Source organism: Hymenobacter aerilatus, assembly GCF_022921095.1.
GTDB lineage: Bacteria > Bacteroidota > Bacteroidia > Cytophagales > Hymenobacteraceae > Hymenobacter > Hymenobacter aerilatus.
On the sequence record NZ_CP095053.1, the window covers coordinates 4,285,647 to 4,303,034 of the forward strand.

The following is a 17,388-nucleotide window of genomic DNA, read 5'->3' on the forward strand; positions in this document are numbered from 1 at the left end:
TCAAAACTTCTTTTCTTTCACAAGCTCACTTTACTATTATGGCTCATTCCGTCATTTTTTCGCCCAATGCTCCTGCGCCCATTGGGCCCTACAGCCAAGCCGTGCAGGCTGGTGATACGGTATATGTTTCGGGGCAGATTCCGCTGGATGCAACGGGGCAAATGGTAGGCGACGGTGATGTGGTAGCCGAAACCCACCAAGTAATGCGCAACCTACAGGCTGTACTAGAAGCCGCTGGCCTTACGTTGGCCAACGTAGTGAAGTGCAGCATTTTTGTGAAGGATCTACACAACTTTGGCCGTATCAACGATGTGTACGGCAGCTATTTTGGTGCGGACTATGCTCCTGCACGCGAAACAGTAGAGGTAACGCGCTTACCCAAAGATGTGCAGGTAGAGATTTCCTGTATTGCCGTTCGGTAATCAGCATTAATACAAAGCCCACTCAGCCACAGCGTTGCTAGTGGCTGAACTTATTCCGCGAAAACAAGAAAGCCCCTGGTCTTATAAGACCAGGGGCCTTCTTGTTTAAATGCAAAATTTATTCCCTTTCTCAACACTACAATCAGTACAATTTGCACAAATCCTACATCCTTTAAGATGGTATTTATAAAGTACAATAATGGCATCAATATTGAAATTAAAAGTGCAATTATTTAGTGTTTAGCAGCTTAAAAAACATAATACCGCTAGTAATAATAGAATCGCATAGGCTTATAGTATAGATACAATACAAATTAAGAGTGCTAAAACGACTCCTATTTTAAATAGCCCTTCTTTCCTCAGGACCATTTAACAGTAGTGTATGCGATTTTTCTACAGCCTTCTGCTTTGCCTGCTGACCGTACTTGCTACCCAGGCGCAAACCGTGCCTGCAGTTACGTACACAGAGCCAATTGTTATTACGCGCGGCGGAACATATACAGGTAATTACCGCAGTTTGGACTCGAAAGTGCCGTGCATAGCCGTCTATACCTCGGAGCCGGTAACGCTGGTAGACTGCACCCTGGTAGGGGCCGGCGACCTGATTAAAACGGGCGGAGGCGTGGATCTGACGGTGCGCAACTGCCGCGGCTATGGCCTGACACCGACTGTAGACAACCGCACCCGGGGCCGTTTTCTGGATGCCTATCAGGCAAAACAGCTAACCGTTGAGCATAACTACATGGAGCACACAGCCGGCATGGTAGTGAACCGCTGGAGCGGCAACGGCTCAGCAAAGCAAACCCTGACGGTACGCTACAACCAAGGCTTGAACTGCGACGGTCGTTACCGCAACGGCGGCAAAGAAACCCGCAGCTTTGTGCAGCTCAACACCGTGCAGCAGTTGGCAGGCATCGATATCAGCTACAACGAGTTTCGCAATGAACCCAACGAAAGTGCAGTGGAAGATAATATCAACTTCTACAACTCGTCGGGCACGGCACAGAGCCCCATCAAAGTACACGACAACTACGTGGAAGGCGCCTACCCTTACCCTGCCACTGAGCTGTCCTTTCATGGTACCGGTCTTACCACCGATGGCGACGGTAGCACGCCGACCACGACGGCCGCTTACATTGAGGCTTACCAAAACCAGTTTGTGAGCACCTGCAACGCGGCCATGAATATTGCTGCTGGTCATCACATTCGCTTCTACAACAACCGCATGGTGACAGACGGCCTGCTACCAGACGGCACAAAGCTAAAGGCCACGTATGCTGCCACGGCCGTTTTCAATTATTACAAAAAGGACGCTGCTACCTTCAACAATAACTCGATCAGCAACAATACCATTGGGTATGTGAAATGGGGTTATAACAGCCCGTATAAAGACCGCCAGGATCTGAGCGCCGGTAACTGCGCAACTTGCACCGAAACCACACACTTGCCCAATCCCATTACTCCTGATATGGAGCAGAGTGAGTGGTCACGGTGGGAGCAGAAGCTACAGCAGGAGAAAGTGACAGTGGGGGTGCTACGCGCCGCTAGCAGCGGAGGCGGTACGGTCCTACCCGTTACGTTGGCTCGATTTGAAGCCAAATACGCAGATGCTCGCTTGCTGGCTACCTGGACCACTGCTCAGGAAATTAACAGCAGTTATTTTGAAGTGCAGCAGAGTGCTACGGGGCTGGAGTTTTCTTCAGCGGGTAAAGTGCGGGCGGCCGGCAACAGCACTGGAGCCCGCACCTACTTCCTGGCGCTACCAGTTAGCGCCGAACGGGTCTACCTACGCCTGAAAATGGTAGATAGTGATAGTAGCACCCGGTATAGCGAGGTTATCAGCTGTCAGTCTTCGGCCGGAAACGCAACAATCCGAGCTTCTGAGCACACGTTGTATAGCCTAACCGGTGAGCAGCTATGGCGCCGTCCGGCCTCTGAAGATGGCCCCGATTTACGTAGTGTACGCCCCGGAATCTACGTACTCCGAACGCGTCAGACTGATGGCACTCAGGTGAGTAAGAAAATACTGATACAATAGATTATATATGTATTAGCCTAGCATCAGGAATTGTCAAAAATCACCATAATTACTTATAAGCAAACAACATACACAACATCTATTTTCCTCCTATATGAAAGAACTTGGGTTGGGTCTGTTTCTACTCGGTCTGGTATCATTGGTACTCCCGCTGCTAGGCATGAAATTCATCTTTCTAACCTGGATTGAGCAATGGGGGCCCGCTGTATCCTGGGCTATTCGAGGGGGTATTACGTTACTGGGGCTTATTTTCTACCTCAGTACCCGCAACCGGGACTAGGTGGTGAGTTTGACGATTTGATTGCACTTACTAGCGCAGTTTGCGCAAGCGGCGTAATCCAGAGCGTCAAACTCACTATTTCACCACCTCACCATCTCACCGTTCGTATCTTTGCATAGTGCTGCAGTCTGGCGGCACTACGAACTATTGTTTCTTATGGAAAGAGAAGTACGGGTGCGCTTTGCCCCCAGCCCTACCGGTCCGCTGCACATCGGCGGCGTACGCACTGCGCTGTATAATTATTTGCTGGCCCGCAAATTGGGCGGCAAAATGCTATTGCGCATCGAGGATACTGACCAGAACCGCTTCGTGCCCGGCGCCGAGCAGTACATTCAGGATTCGCTGGCGTGGTGCGGTATCGAGCTGGACGAAAGCCCGTGGAAAGGTGGCCCGCACGCGCCCTACCGTCAGAGCGAGCGGAAGCCTATGTATATGCAGTATGCCTTGCAGCTCATCGACTCGGGCCACGCTTATTACGCTTTCGATACCCCCGAGGAGCTCGACGCCATGCGCGCCCGCCTGACGGCTGCCAAGGTGCCTAATCCGCAGTATAACGCTATTACGCGCAGCCAGATGCGCAACTCTACTACTCTACCCGAGGATGAGGTGAAGCAGCTGCTGGAATCGGGTGTGCCCTATGTAATCCGCCTGAAGGTGCCGCGCAAGGAGGAAATCCGCTTCAACGACCTGATTCGCGGCTGGGTAGTGGTGCACTCTTCGGCTGTAGACGACAAGGTATTGATGAAGTCGGATGGCATGCCTACCTACCACCTGGCCAACATCGTGGATGACCACCTGATGGAAATCACCCACGTGATTCGGGGTGAGGAATGGCTACCCTCGGCGCCGCTGCACGTGCTGCTGTATCGTTACCTGGGCTGGGAAAGCACTATGCCGCAATTTGCCCACTTGCCGCTGCTACTCAAGCCCGACGGTACTGGAAAGCTGAGCAAGCGCGACGGCGACCGGCTGGGTTTCCCAGTATTCCCACTGGAGTGGCACGGCAAAGACGCTGAAACCGGCGAGCCAACCGTAAGCAGCGGCTACCGCGAAAGCGGATACCTGCCCGATGCCTTCATCAATTTCCTGGCTTTTCTGGGTTGGAACCCCGGCACGCAGCAAGAGCTCTTTTCGATGGATGAGCTGATTGAGGCGTTTTCTATTGACCGCGTGAGCAAGTCGCCGGCCCGCTTCGACCAGCACAAGGTGCGCTGGTACAACGAGCAGTACTTGCGCGCCAAGCCCAACGCCGAGCTAGCGCAGTACCTCCTCGACGCCCTGCACGAGCACGGCGTGGACTGTACCCGCGAGAAAGCCGAGCAGATTGCCGGCGTCATGAAAGAGCGCGTGGCCTTCCCGCAGGATTTCTGGCAGGAAGCGCAGTATTTCTTCCAAGCTCCGGAAAGCTACGATGAGCAGGTAATCAGCAAGAAATGGAATGCCGCTACGGCCAACGCGCTGGCCGCGTTTGCAAAGGAGCTGCCCGCCGCTGCCCCCACTACTCCCGATGACATCAAAACTCTACTCACACAGGTGCTGGAACGTGAGGGCGTGAAGCTAGGCCAGGTAATGCAGGCCCTGCGCGTAGCCGTAACTGGCGCCGGCGCCGGCCCCGACCTCATGGAAACCATGCATATCCTGGGCAATGAGGAAATCAGCCAACGTATTCTGACGGCCGTAGAGCGCCTGAGCACTCGCGCTACGGCCTAGACTCACCGTCGCTGTAAGACATCCTGAACAAGGGCCGCCTCGTACTAGCTACGGGGCGGCCCTTTGCGTTGCTATGGCTTGCACCCTACCCTGTACGACGAAGCACTACGACGATGGCTAAGAAACCAGTAAGCAAAAAAAAAGTAGACCCCGATAAGAAAGCGCGGGTACACAAAGAATTGGATGGCTTTGAAATCAAAGTAAATCCACTGGGCGAAATCACTTCCAATTATTCCATCGAGGACATCAACAAATTTCTGAACCGCCACGTGCGCGACAAGAAACTGGTGAACCGCGACGGTCAGTTTGGTGGCAACGACGAGGACGACCTCTACCCAGTGGAGGAAGGTAGCACCGAGGTAGAAGAATCGGAGGAGGACTTTATGGCGCGCACCAGCAAGCCCACGCCCAAAAAGCCTACCCGCAAAGGCAAGCCTGCTCCAGACGATGAAGAAGACGAGGAGTTTGACACCAGCCGCGAGGACGACGAATAGGAGCGAAGGAACGGGTTGATTTCAGCAGCCAATGTGCTATACTTGTGCCCGTTCCTCTCCCCTACCGCCATGCACTCTCACGACGTCGACTACCGCATTTTTGGCCACGATATTCAGGTTCTGGAAATAGAGCTGGACCCGAACGAAACCGTTATTGCCGAAGCGGGCGCTATGGTGTACATGGAGGAAAGCATTGCTTTCGAAACCAAGATGGGCGACGGCTCGGAACCCGATCAGAGCGTACTGGGCAAGTTGTTTTCGGCCGGCACGCGCCTGCTTACGGGCGAGTCGCTGTTCATGACGCACTTCACCCACCGGGGCAGCTATGGCAAAAGCAAGGTGGCCTTTTCGGCACCCTACCCTGGCACTATCATCCCTGTTGATCTTAGCACACTGCCTCAGGGCCTGATTGTGCAGAAAGACGGATTTCTGGCGGCGGCACGCGGCACCAAAATCAGCATTCATTTCAACCAGAAGCTAGGCACGGGCTTTTTTGGCGGTGAAGGCTTCATTCTGCAAAAGCTTACCGGCGACGGCAAAGCCTTTGTGCACGCCGGCGGCACCATTATCGAGAAGCGCCTCACCAACGAGCTACTGCGTGTAGATACCGGCTGTGTGGTGGCCTTCGAGCCAGGTATTGATTTTAGTATCACGCGGGCCGGCGGGCTTCGATCCATGATGTTTGGCGGCGAAGGATTGCTGCTGGCTACCCTACGCGGTACCGGCCGCGTGTGGCTGCAATCGATGCCCGTGAAAAAACTGATACAAGCGCTGGCCCCTACTGGCAGCAATGCCAGCAAAGAAAGTGGGGGCTTGTTTGGCAGCTTACTGGATGAGTAAGCTCGCTGATAACTTAGCCGAGCAGGTTTACCACAATAACCAAGAGACTAACTACAAAAGCGGCTCCCAAAGCACCTAAAACGCCTAGCACAGCTTTATTGCCTAGCCGCGGCAGGAAAGAAAATGTCCGGCGACGTTTGCGGCGGGTATATACCCCCCGGTGGCGCGTGTGAGAGCGGGACGACGAAGACGCAGAATCAGCGGAACTGAAAGTAGTGGGCATGGGCGGGGTAGGGTTAGAGCGTAGTAGTCCTAATGTACCTTTTATGCTAAAAGGTTCGTCCGTGAAGTCGACTAACATACGCTTTCTACCGACGAGTTGGATTGCGCACACGTTATTCACTTATAGCGCATTATGCAAAATAGAGGCCACACCTTACTCCCTTACTGTTGAGTCGCTACTTACTCGCACGCCTACTTCGTATGTTTCTATTTTCGTTACCCTACCCTGCGGATCAAGGTAGTGCCACGGCCCAAACCAATAGAAATGCGGTCCATCGGGCTCGTTGACGTAGCGAGCCTGCCCATGGCGGTAAAGCTTGCCGGCTAGGTCGTAGTGACGGATGGAAACCAGGCCCGCAGGAGTGCGGTGGTACCGCTCCCATTTCTCCCGCTGCCCATTGAAGGTATAATAGTGCCAGCGTCCCCGTGCGTAGTTGTGTCGAAAGCGTCCTTTAGCCGCCACGTGCCGCTCGGCATCGTCATAGTACATGCGCCAGGGCCCTTGCCGCTCCAGCTTCGCGTTGTAGCGGTTTCGCGACCAAAAACCAACGGGTTTGTGTACGGCAGTGCAAGCTGCTGAGCTTAGACCCAACAGTAGAATTAATTCGAAAGAAGGAATATAACGCATCGTATATAAGTGAACAGAGCTCTTGATAATGACTCCGTTAACTTACAACTAAATTTTTAGTTATACTAGTTCTTCTGGTAGCTGTCGTAGGACTTCTTCCAGCAGCTCGCGGGAGTTGCTGAGGCGCGGTACTTTGTGCTGCCCACCCAGCTTGCCTTTACCGGCTAGCCACTGCTCAAATGTGCCAGGCGGTGCTACTGTCAGCACGGGGCGTACCAGAGCAAGGTCGCGGTGGCGCTTGGCATCGTAGTCAGAGTTGAGTTGGCGCAGTGTGTCATCTAGCACAGCTATAAACCTATCTGTATCAACGGGCTGCACATTGAACTCGACCAACCACTGATGACCACCCCGCGAAGCATCAGCAGCGTTGAAATAGATGGGCGCAGCTGTGAAATCGCGCACGGTGGCGCCAGTTGCCTGGCAGGCCGCGGCAATAGCAGCGTCGGCGTTTTCGATAACTACCTCTTCGCCAAAGGCATTGAGAAAATGCTTGGTACGGCCCGCAATGCGAATACGGTAGGGCGCCAAGCTGGTAAAACGTACTGTGTCGCCGATGTTGTAGCGCCACAGACCCGCATTGGTGCTCATGATGAGGGCGTAGCGCGGCCCGATTTCTACCTCTTCCAGCGTGCAGGCCCGCGGGTGCTCCTGCCCTAGCTGATCGAGGGGTAGAAACTCATAGTAAATACCATGGTTTAGTAGCAGCAGCAGGTCTTCTGAGTTAGGCTCATCCTGCAACGCCAGGTAGCCTTCAGAAGCGTTGTAAATTTCGAGGTAGTGCATCTGTTTCCGCGGAATTAGCTGCCGAAACAACTCGCGGTAGGGTCCAAAGGCTACTGCGCCGTGTAGAAACAAGCTCAGGTTGGGCCATACCTCTGTGATGTTGGCTGCGCCAGCCAGTTCTACTACCCGACGCAGCAGCACAATCATCCAGGTAGGCACACCGGCCAACACAGTCACGTCCTGCGTAAGCACGTGGCGGGCAATACGCTCTATTTTCTCCTCCCACTCATCCAATAGAGCTAGTTCTAACGGCGGCGTGCGGATGTACTCGGCCCAGGCCGGCAGGTTCTGCATAATCACCGCCGATACGTCGCCGACGCGGGAATCAGGATCAGCTGGGCGAAACGGATTAGGCGCGTGTGTGCCGCCCAACGACAGTGTTTTGCCACCCAACACTTTGCACTCGGGGTAGTGATAGGTAGCCAGCGCGGTCATGTCGCGGCCGGCCCGGTAATGCCCTTCCTGCAACGACTCCTGGGTAACAGGAATGTACTTGCTACGCGCATTGGTGGTGCCGCTGCTTTTGGCAAACCACTGCACTCGGCCGGGCCATAGCACATTGGCCTCGCCTTGCAGTACGCGCTCCAGCGCCGGGTAGAGCTCCTCGTAGGTGCTGATGGGAACCCGCTGCGCAAATTCGGCAGCCTTTAGTCCGTCACCGAAACCGTATTTCCTACCCCATTCTGTATCCTGAGCTGTGCGCAAGAGCATGCGCAAGACCTGCGCCTGCGCCTCGTGCGGATAGTCCCGAAACTGCGCGATATCACTTAATCGCCGCTGTACTGCCCAAGAGAGAATGGAGTTTAACACGGCAAGCAAATTAATACACGTGCTTCAATCTGGCACTGGCTTTCGCTACCACAATCGCCCGCTATATTTTACGCTTCAGCTCGAAATGCTTGCCTAGATACACGCGGCGCACCATTTCATCGGCGGCAAGCTCCTCGGCAGTACCGGCTTTCAGGAGCTTGCCTTCGAAGAGCAGGTAGGCACGGTCGACGATGCTGAGCGTCTCGTTCACGTTGTGGTCGGTGATAAGAATACCGATATTCTTGTGTTTGAGCTTGGCCACAATGCCCTGAATTTCCTCCACCGCAATGGGGTCGACGCCAGCGAAGGGCTCGTCTAGCAGCACAAACTTAGGATCTACGGCCAGGGCGCGGGCAATTTCGGTGCGGCGCCGCTCGCCGCCGCTGAGCACACGGCCCAAGTTTTTGCGCACGTGCGTGAGGCTGAACTCATTCAGCAGCTCTTCTACCTTATCGCGCTGGGCTTGCTTGGGCTGGCCGGTCATTTCCAGCACCGACAGGATGTTTTCCTCTACCGTCAAATCCCGAAATACGGAGGCCTCCTGCGCCAGGTAGCCAATGCCACGGCGTGCGCGCTGGTAGATGGGCAGTTTCGTGATTTCCTCATCGTCTAGAAATACCTTGCCGGCGTTAGGCTTCACCATGCCTACCGTCATGTAGAACGACGTGGTTTTGCCGGCACCGTTTGGTCCTAGCAATCCCACAATCTCGCCCTGCTCCACGTGCAGCGACATGTCGTTGACGACCGTGCGGGCTTTGTATTTCTTGAATAAGTGCTCAGCGCGAAGAATCATACGGCAAAAATGGTGATTTACTGGCTCAATGGCTTCAGCACCTGCCCACGCAAGGCTACCTGGGCGGGCGTGGCGGCGGGGTCCACCCGCAGTACGTTGTGCAGCTTTACGTCGAAGGTGCGGGGCGCGGCCGTACGTTCTTTGGGCTTGGCGGTAGCCGATGCCTGAAAACGCACCGTAACGGGCTCGGCAGAGGTAGGCTCTACCAGCGGCCGCAGTAGCTGCTCGGCATTGGCCATTGTCACGGGTTGGTCGTTCACTGCTACTATGATGCTGCCTTCTTCCAGGCCAAAAGCATTTTCGGCGGCTTTGGTTTGGGTGGCTTTGAACTGTTCCCGGGCGCTGTCGTAGCTGAAGCCGATATTACCGAAAGCCAGCGTTTTGCCTTCCTCGTTGGGCGCGTAGTGCCAGCCTATCTTCTGGAAATACTCGGCGTAGGGTAGCGGCTCGTTGCCAATAACGTAGCGGTCGAAGAAATCCTGCATTTGCGGATTGGTGAGGGCCACAAACTCCGGAATCAGGTCTTTATCCTCGAAGGAGCGGGTAGGGCCGTACTTCTGCCGCAGGGTCAGCAGCACGTCGCGCAAGCTCTGGCGGCCTTGGCTCAACTCCTGCAACCGGATGTCCAGCAAAAAGCCCATGAGCGCGCCCTTTTCGTACACGTTCTGGTACATATCCTTGTAGGGCGCGTCTAGAATCTGCCGGCTCATGGTGGTAAACGACACATTGGGGTACTTCTCCGCGTTGTCGATTTTCTGCTTGATGTGCTGGCGGAACTCGTCGGGCGTGTTCAAGCCGCCGCGCACCTGCACCAGCTGGGCAATGTACTCCGTTACGCCCTCGTAGAGCCACAAATGCTGCGACATCTGCGGGTCGCGGAAGTCGAACTCACCGATTTCGCGGCTGTGAATGTTCAGTGGCGCCAGCATGTGCAGAAACTCGTGCGAAGCTACTTCTTGCACCATGCTCTTCACGCGGTCCGGATCCGGTATTTCGGGTAGGAAGTAGACCGAGGAATACGAGTGCTCCATGGCCCCATACCCGCCGTTTTTGCTGTTCAGCGGCGAGTTCATCCCCGGAAAATACAGCAGAAACTCGTAGTGCTCTACCGGCATCTGACCGCCAAAGTACTGCGCCAGCGCCTCGGCCATGGGCCGCATGATCTCGCGTATCTGCGCGGCCTTCACTACTCCGCTTTCTGATACTACCGACACGCCAATGCGCGCCCCTCCCGCCGCGAAGCTCGCCGTATCGGGGTGGCTGTAGAGGATGGGGCCGTCTGAAAGCGTGACGTAGCTAGGAGCCGTGTATACGTCCTCGGTAGCCGAGGGGCTTTGTTTGGGTAGGGCGGTGGCACCGTAGAGGTCGGCAGGTTTGCGAACGGTGAGCTGGTAGGGCATCATCTTTTGCCCATCGAGGTAGCCGTAGAGGCCGTAGTGATTAAGCACGAAGCTGCTACCTGCTTCAAAGTTGGTGCCGCCGGGCTGGAAGATGAAGTTGTCGTCCTGCCGAGCATCCCAGGTGTCGTCTACGAAGTATTCGAGGCGAGCCAGCGTGCGGGCCTTGTCGATAACGAACAGGTTGGGCGAAGGGTGTTTCACCTTCAGCTTGCGTCCCTTGGCATCCAATGCCGTGAAACCAGACACAAAGCGGCCGTAGTCCTTGCGCGCGTACGAGCCGGGTATCACCGAAGGCATGATGTAGGTGGCCTGGTCCTGGGTAGGGGTAGGCGGCTGTACCACCACCTTCACGCGGTCGTTGGCAACCTGTTGCAGGTCAAGCGTAATCTGGTATCCAGCAGGTTGTTGGGCGAAGGCAACACCTGTGGTCAGCCCCATAGCAAGGGCCAGGAAAGCAAATTTCATAAGAAAGGAGAAAGATAGAACACGCGCACAGGCAACGAATGAGCCAAGGTACACATTGCCCTACCCAAAACCCGGTCGGGGTGCCCTCCGTTTCTACCCTACTCTCCTACCCTTGTTGCATGTCGCGCCGTAGTCGTACCCTTAGCCTTTCTCTGATGGCCCTGCTTTACGTGGGGGCCGGTGTGATGCACTTCGTAAAGCCGAAGGTCTACACGAAGATTGTTCCGCCTTACCTGCCCGCGCCCCTCACGCTGGTATACGTGAGCGGTGTGGCTGAGCTGGCGGGCGGCCTGGGCCTGCTACTGCCCGCTACGCGCCGGCCAGCCGCCTGGGGGCTCATTCTACTGCTGGTGGCTGTGTTCCCAGCCAATGTATATATGGCCCGCCACAACGATGAGCTGTTTCGGCTGCCTACCTGGTTGGTATGGACCCGCCTCCCCCTGCAGCTAGTACTCATTGGCTGGGCATGGCAGTTTGCCCGGCCCCCTCAACGGCTTGCAACGTTGTAAGCCGAAGGCCGTTACAGACTCATCACTCATTTTTCTCGCAATATGGCAGCTACTACTTCTACCCCTACCTATTCCGCTACCTGGATGCCCCGTTTGCTGAGCGTTTTGCGTATTGTGGCGGGCTTCATGTTTATGCTACACGGCACGCAGAAGCTGTTTAATTTTCCGGCTGGGGAGCATGGCGCCGCCGAGCTTTTTTCGCTCATGGGCTTAGCTGGTGTGCTGGAGGCGCTGGGAGGCTTGCTGCTTATATTAGGTCTGTTCACGCGGCCCGTGGCATTCGTCATGTCGGGCCTCATGGCTGTGGCCTACTTTATGGCGCACGCACCGCAAGCGCCCCTACCCATCCAGAATCAGGGCGAGCTAGCGGTGTTGTACTGCTTTGTATTCCTGTTTCTGGCCGTTGCTGGCGCCGGCGAGTGGAGTTTAGATGCCTGGCGGCAGCGGGTAACCCGATAATCTGAATACAGAATATAGGATAACTGAAAAGGCGCTCTTACTTTCGAGCGCCTTTTTATATGCTGTATTCTGTGCTTTCTACCCGTTATTACCTCAGTGCTGCGGTTGGTCTCTTCCTTTTTGCTGGTTCCGCTCAGGCACAGCTCATTACAGATTCGGTCCAAGCCACCGCAGCCCGCGATACACTGTTTCATCACGCTGATATGCTGCGCGCAGTAGCACAGCAAAACACCCCTAAGTTCACCACCAATCGGAAAGGATTAGCTCAACGGCGGCATGTGGTGAAAGGTCGTTCGGCGGAACTTACCAGTAATACGACGAATACGGTGCCGCTCTCAAACTCTGCAAAATCCAGTAAGTGGAGTCACAGAACTATCTATTGGTATAGCGGTAACACAGAGGAGCGCTTTAAGCTAAAGCAAGCAGGCCGCACCGTATTGCGTGAGCAGCGGATAAACGGCGTGGTTACGTGGCTTCAACTACAGCCATTGCTATATCGAAAGTCTCACGCAGGTTCTTATCTGAAAGAAGGCTACGTAGTGCTAGACGGCAAACCCTACCGTCTTGCAGAAGCTACGCAGTAGGAGCTTATTCCCACCGAATATCCTTTAAGCGCAGCTGAAGTGTGCGCACGCCGCGGTATTCATTCATCTCTACGTTGTAGCACACGCTGAATGGCTCGCCCTGCTGCATCCGGTCGTAGTACTCCCCTAGTCCGAAGCCGATGGCGTCTACCACATGGTAGCCGTCTTGAGTAAGGGCTACCTTCAAGTGCGAGTTGCCAACGATGCGGGCAGAGTCCGGGGCGGCATATACACCCCGCGACTCGAACACCGGGTTTGGGTTGCCCGGGCCAAACGGCTCCATCTGGCTCAGCAAGCGGTAGAAGCCATTGGTGATGTCGGTAAGTTGTAGCTCGCTGTCAATTTCGACGGGCGGAATCAGCTGCTCCGGCAGTATGCGGCTAGCAACGATCTGCTCAAACTTCTTCTGAAACGCGGGCACGTTTTCTACGGCCAGTGTGAGCCCAGCTGCGTACATGTGTCCGCCAAACTGCTCCAGCAAGTCGGCGCATTCTTCTATAGCCTGGTGCACATCGAAACCCGCCACCGAACGCGCCGAGCCAGTAGCCTTGCCGTTACTCTGGGTGAGGATGATGGTAGGACGGTAGTATTTATCGAGGCAGCGTGAGGCCACAATACCCACAACGCCCTTGTGCCAATCTTCCTTATAGAGCACCGTGGAGCGGGCATTTAACAGCCGGCTGTCATTCTCAATCATTTCCAGCGCCTCTTTGGTGATACTGGTGTCGAAGCCGCGACGCTCTTGGTTGGTTTTATCAACCACACCAGCACGGGCAATGGCGTCTTCCTTGGTTTCGGCCAGCAGCATGGCTACTGAACGCTTGGCATCGCCCATGCGCCCGGCTGCATTGATGCGAGGTGCAAAGCCAAATACCAAGCTACTGATATTCAACCCAAAGCGTAGCCCAGCTAACTCTCGCAGGGCGTCGAGGCCAGGGCGTTGCGGACGCTCGGGGTCATTGAGCAGGCGCAAACCGTGGTAAGCCAGAATCCGGTTTTCGCCGTAAATGGGTACAATATCAGCCGCAATACTCACAGCTACTAAGTCCAGCAGCTCGTACAGTGGCGCTTCGCTCAGACCTTGTGCCTGCGTAAAAGCCTGCATTAGCTTGAATCCTACCCCACAGCCCGACAGTTCCTTGAAGGGGTAGGGACAATCGGCACGCTTAGGGTCCAATACGGCTACGGCCTGCGGGAGCGATTCGCCGGGCAGGTGATGGTCGCAAATAATAAAATCGACCCCTTTGGCGGTGGCATCGCCTACCTTTTCCACAGCCTTCACCCCGCAGTCGAGAGCAATGATGAGCGCATAGCCGTGCTCGGCGGCATAGTCAATACCCGCATCGGACACGCCGTAGCCTTCCTTATAGCGGTCAGGGATGTAATAGTCGATGCGCTCGGGGCCGAAGAACTGCCGTAGGTAGGAATATACTACCGCCACAGAGGTAGTACCATCTACGTCGTAGTCGCCAAATACCAGCACCTTTTCCCCTGCGTGCAACGCGTGGGTCAGGCGTTGCACGGCCCGGTCCATATCGCGCATAAGCAGTGGATTAGGCAGGTCGGCCAATGAGGGACGGAAGTAGGCTTTTGCCTCCTCAAACGTGCACACGCCGCGCTGGCATAGCAGGCTGATAATGGCTTCGTTGACGCGCAAGGCATCTGCCAACTGCCGGACATTAGCGGGGTCCGGCGAAGACTTACGAATCCATCTTTTTTCCATACTAGGCGGGGTTGACAGCAAAGGGCGCTATCTTCAAAAGTAAGAAGAAAACCGCTTCTATCCCGCTCTCGCTTCGCTATTGCAACTCATCCCCATCATTTTTCTTTCAGGTCTTATGCAGTAGTTTACGTGGTAAGTGCCTGTCATACTTTTACCAAGCTCGTCCTTATTGCATAAGTTAGAATTAGAGGTTTAGTCTTATAGGTTTTAAGTTTCTCGGCAACGCAGCGCATAGATTTTAGTATACTCTCACTTATAGTAAAGCAACTTTATTTTGCTTCTGCAGCAATTTCAGCGTACAGATTATAATACATCTCACCAATTCTGGCTATATCATATCGCTTAATATTGTCAAACCCTTTTTTTATTAACTCATCTCTTAAACCGTCATCATCAATTAGTTTTAAAATTCCGTCACGAATATCTGCTACTGAATACGGATCAACTAACAACGCCGCGTTGCCCGCTACTTCTGGCATAGAGGATGTATTGCTGGTAATAACCGCCCTACCCACCGCCTGCGCTTCTAAAATAGGCATACCAAATCCCTCAGCAGTAGATACAAAACACATTATATCACACTGCTGATATTGTTCCCGCACTTCTATATCCGTTAGATTTTGCTTCCATTCATAACTTATTTGTTTAGATAGCAATAGTTCTTCTATATTTTTATTGTATCTCCCGACAATCACAAGCGTGCAGTTAATATCCTCGACGGCTTCAATCAGCCGCTCTAGATTTTTATTGGCGCTAGTACCTATCTGCAGTAAAACTGGTTTTTCTTTATTAAATGGTTTTTCAAATATCTCGTAAGCAGGATCATAGAAATTAGGCACTACTCGTATTTTATTTTTAAAAAACGGCACATACTCAAGCACTTCCCTTTTAGTCTGTTCGGAAACGACTGTTACTATTTTGGCTTTCGCTATCGGAATTAAAAGAGAAAAAATATACGGTTCTACTAATTTTAAATAATTCCTCCTCTTCATAAAATTGACATCATGAATGGTTAGCACTGTGGAAGCACTAGCCAAGCCCAACGCCACGTAATGAATATCGCCCGTGATATGATTAATAGACCCGTTGTTTTTTCTTGACCACAGGACATTTTTATATTTATATTCTAATCTATCACAAAAAAAAGGCATTTCTTTTCTTTCTACCTCTACTTCCTTTTGCAAATAGCTGCTCACTGCATCGAAAATTCTTTCGATGCTAAAATGAAAATGAGGTATCGGCTTGCGATAGAAATAAGAAACCTTCATGTCAGGAATTTATCGTTTTTTTTGTAAGCTACTGCTTTCTTTTGTCTTACACAGTAGAGCTCTTACACTTTAAACACCATCCCCGCGTAACGACCGGAACCGCTTACGAGCCTCTGCTACATAAATACTACCCGGATACTTCACCAGCAGTTGATTATAGAGCTCTTTAGCCTTGTCTTGCTCCTTGAGATTTTCCTCATAGATGCTGGCCATCAGAAAGAGTGCATCGTCGCTGAGCACATCATATTTTGGGTTGGCTGTAATTTTGGCAAGCGTCGCTACGGCAGCCGGATAGTCGCCCATGCGGCGCTGGAGTTGGCCTTGCAGGTACCACACCTCATCTGTGAGAGCGTGACCAGGATATTTGGTCACCAGCGTTGTGAGGCTGCGGCTGGCTTCAGCTAATTTATTCTGAAATACCAGGAGCTCAATGGCTGCATAATCACGCAGGGCTACTCCAGCCGTATCCATGGCCGTATTATCAGAGATGAGCAGACTGAGTTGCATAGCATCGTTGGCAATTTCGCGGCTGGTGGCTTGCTTGAGTATATCCAGGTGGCTCTGAGCCAGTTTGAAGTCGCCAGCGTAGTAGCTGAGGCGGGCGTTGCGGAGCTTGGCCTCGTAGCCAATGGGCGAGTCCTTATGGTCTTTCTCTACCTGTGAGTAAAGCAGGGTAGCCTCCCAGGGCTCGCCGCGCAGCAGGTAAATATCGGCTAGGTTGATTTTGGCATCGGCCACCGTGGTAGGGTTAGCACGGGGCATAGCAATTACCTCCTGCAACAACTGAATGGCCCGCGGTTTGTCGTCGAGCTGAAAGGCATACAGCTCGGCCATATTGGTCAGGATAGACGCCGTTTCGGGTGTGCGCCCCAGCTCTTGCAATACCTGCTCGTACTCGGTTATCAGTCCTTGGATTTTGGCCGGCTCTACGGGGTACGTCGTGCGCACCTGCTCCTCGCGGGCTTCTACCAGCCGCTGCCGCGAAATGGCGTAGAGCGGTCCGCCTTTGTACTCGCGCAACACGTATTGATAGCCCGCAATGGCGCTTTCGTAATCGTGGTTGTGCTGGGCAATGGCGGCCACCTCCAGCACGCGGCTGCCATTGGTTCGTTCGCGGCGGTCGAGGGCCTTGGCTTGCACTAGCGCGCCTACAAAGTCGTGACGCTGCACCTGTAGCCATAGCAGCAGCTCGCTATACACAGGCTGCTCCGGGTATTTCTGCACATTACTAAGCAGTTGCTTTTCGAGCGCCTCAAAGTCTTTTTCTTCCCGTAGCGAGTTTTGTAGCATGTTGCGCACAAAGGGAAGCTGCCGCTCGTCTTGCTGCACCAGGCGCAACGTTTCGGCCATTAGTTGCTCTGTTTGTCCACCTTGGGTATAGAGCTGAATAAGTTGAGGGGCAAATTCCGCGTCATTTTTTGTCAGCTCCCTACCTCGCAAGTAGGTTTTCTCGGCCCATTCTGGCTGCTGGCGACGCATAAATTCTGTGGCAACGGGTATGATTTGCTCGCTGGTCAGGCGTGCCAAGGCTTGATCGTATTGCTTTATAGCAGCGGCTTGGTTGCCGGCGGCAGTGTATACTTCCCCTAATAGCACGGTATATACTGGCTCGGCAGCATGCTGCTTAGCCGCCTTACGAGCCACTTTCTCCGCTTCCTTGTAGTTGTGCAGGGCCTGCAAGGCATTCAGGTAGTCGGGCAATACATCAGGGCGCTGCTGCTCGGCGGTAGGTAGGCGACTGAACAGGAAAGTAGCCTTTTCATTCTCGCCTTTGCGGGCGTACTCCTTGGCCAGCGCTACATCGCCTCCCAGCATAGATTGGGCTGCCAACGGGGCCGCTGGCAACATTAGCATCAGAACAGGCAGTAAACGACGGGAAAAGCGCATACTAAGGATAGTTACGAATTACAAGCTGTAGGTTGCCAGGTGCCGGTGTCTTATTCCAACCTCCTACCCTTGC

At 53.8% G+C, this 17,388-nt stretch carries 16 protein-coding genes; 9 read left to right on the forward strand and 7 right to left on the reverse strand.

The genetic code is table 11. The features are described 5' to 3' along the window. The first annotated feature begins 38 nt into the window (after positions 1-38). The 6 genes from MUN82_RS17960 to MUN82_RS17985 all read left to right on the forward strand — a co-directional run bounded on the left by MUN82_RS17960 (position 39) and on the right by MUN82_RS17985 (position 5,784). Positions 39-422, forward strand: coding sequence for a RidA family protein (locus MUN82_RS17960; protein WP_245092666.1), 384 nt, complete (start codon positions 39-41; stop codon positions 420-422). 517 nt (positions 423-939) lie between these two features. Next, positions 940-2,460, forward strand: a complete 1,521-nt coding sequence (locus MUN82_RS17965) for a hypothetical protein (RefSeq protein ID WP_245092667.1) — start codon at positions 940-942, stop codon at positions 2,458-2,460. 94 nt (positions 2,461-2,554) lie between these two features. After that, positions 2,555-2,740 (forward strand): hypothetical protein, encoded by a 186-nt coding sequence (locus MUN82_RS17970; protein WP_245092668.1) that lies wholly within the window; start codon positions 2,555-2,557, stop codon positions 2,738-2,740. A gap of 156 nt (positions 2,741-2,896) precedes the next feature. Next, entirely contained in the window at positions 2,897-4,450 is a 1,554-nt protein-coding gene (gltX, locus tag MUN82_RS17975; RefSeq protein WP_245092669.1) for a glutamate--tRNA ligase, read from the forward strand. Positions 4,451-4,563: 113 nt separating this feature from the next. Further along, the gene (locus tag MUN82_RS17980) at positions 4,564-4,944 is read left to right on the forward strand and encodes a hypothetical protein (RefSeq protein ID WP_245092670.1); all 381 of its coding nucleotides are present in this window, start codon (positions 4,564-4,566) and stop codon (positions 4,942-4,944) included. 69 nt (positions 4,945-5,013) lie between these two features. Continuing rightward, positions 5,014-5,784 carry a TIGR00266 family protein gene (locus MUN82_RS17985; protein WP_245092671.1) on the forward strand — a complete coding sequence of 257 codons (771 nt, stop codon included), beginning with the start codon at positions 5,014-5,016 and terminating at the stop codon, positions 5,782-5,784. A 376-nt stretch (positions 5,785-6,160) separates the two neighbouring features. Here MUN82_RS17985 and MUN82_RS17990 read toward each other — a convergent pair whose 3' ends face one another. The 4 genes from MUN82_RS17990 to MUN82_RS18005 all read right to left on the reverse strand — a co-directional run bounded on the left by MUN82_RS17990 (position 6,161) and on the right by MUN82_RS18005 (position 10,885). Further along, on the reverse strand, positions 6,161-6,496 hold the full coding sequence (locus MUN82_RS17990; protein WP_245092672.1) for a hypothetical protein: 336 nt from the start codon (positions 6,494-6,496) through the stop codon (positions 6,161-6,163). A 198-nt stretch (positions 6,497-6,694) separates the two neighbouring features. Further along, entirely contained in the window at positions 6,695-8,236 is a 1,542-nt protein-coding gene (locus MUN82_RS17995) for a GH3 auxin-responsive promoter family protein (RefSeq protein ID WP_511184978.1), read from the reverse strand. 52 nt (positions 8,237-8,288) lie between these two features. Next, on the reverse strand, positions 8,289-9,020 hold the full coding sequence (gene lptB, locus MUN82_RS18000; protein ID WP_185281871.1) for an LPS export ABC transporter ATP-binding protein: 732 nt from the start codon (positions 9,018-9,020) through the stop codon (positions 8,289-8,291). A gap of 17 nt (positions 9,021-9,037) precedes the next feature. Then, the gene (locus MUN82_RS18005) at positions 9,038-10,885 is read right to left on the reverse strand and encodes a M61 family metallopeptidase (protein ID WP_245092674.1); all 1,848 of its coding nucleotides are present in this window, start codon (positions 10,883-10,885) and stop codon (positions 9,038-9,040) included. Between the two features lie 119 nt (positions 10,886-11,004). Here MUN82_RS18005 and MUN82_RS18010 point away from each other — a divergent pair, with 119 nt between their 5' ends. The 3 genes from MUN82_RS18010 to MUN82_RS18020 all read left to right on the forward strand — a co-directional run bounded on the left by MUN82_RS18010 (position 11,005) and on the right by MUN82_RS18020 (position 12,437). Beyond that, positions 11,005-11,394: a DoxX family protein gene (locus MUN82_RS18010; RefSeq protein WP_245092675.1), complete on the forward strand. Its 390-nt coding sequence runs from the start codon at positions 11,005-11,007 to the stop codon at positions 11,392-11,394. Positions 11,395-11,436: 42 nt separating this feature from the next. Next, positions 11,437-11,853, forward strand: coding sequence for a DoxX family protein (locus MUN82_RS18015; RefSeq protein WP_245092676.1), 417 nt, complete (start codon positions 11,437-11,439; stop codon positions 11,851-11,853). 71 nt (positions 11,854-11,924) lie between these two features. Next, entirely contained in the window at positions 11,925-12,437 is a 513-nt protein-coding gene (locus tag MUN82_RS18020) for a hypothetical protein (protein WP_245092677.1), read from the forward strand. 4 nt (positions 12,438-12,441) lie between these two features. Here the strand turns inward: MUN82_RS18020 and recJ are convergent, their stop codons facing one another. The 3 genes from recJ to MUN82_RS18035 all read right to left on the reverse strand — a co-directional run bounded on the left by recJ (position 12,442) and on the right by MUN82_RS18035 (position 17,315). After that, positions 12,442-14,160, reverse strand: a complete 1,719-nt coding sequence (recJ, locus tag MUN82_RS18025) for a single-stranded-DNA-specific exonuclease RecJ (protein ID WP_245092678.1) — start codon at positions 14,158-14,160, stop codon at positions 12,442-12,444. Between the two features lie 269 nt (positions 14,161-14,429). Then, a complete protein-coding gene (locus tag MUN82_RS18030; RefSeq protein ID WP_245092679.1) occupies positions 14,430-15,428 on the reverse strand; it encodes a glycosyltransferase family 4 protein in 999 nt (332 codons plus the stop codon). 69 nt (positions 15,429-15,497) lie between these two features. After that, on the reverse strand, positions 15,498-17,315 hold the full coding sequence (locus MUN82_RS18035; protein ID WP_245092680.1) for a tetratricopeptide repeat protein: 1,818 nt from the start codon (positions 17,313-17,315) through the stop codon (positions 15,498-15,500). Between the last annotated feature and the right edge of the window lie 73 nt (positions 17,316-17,388).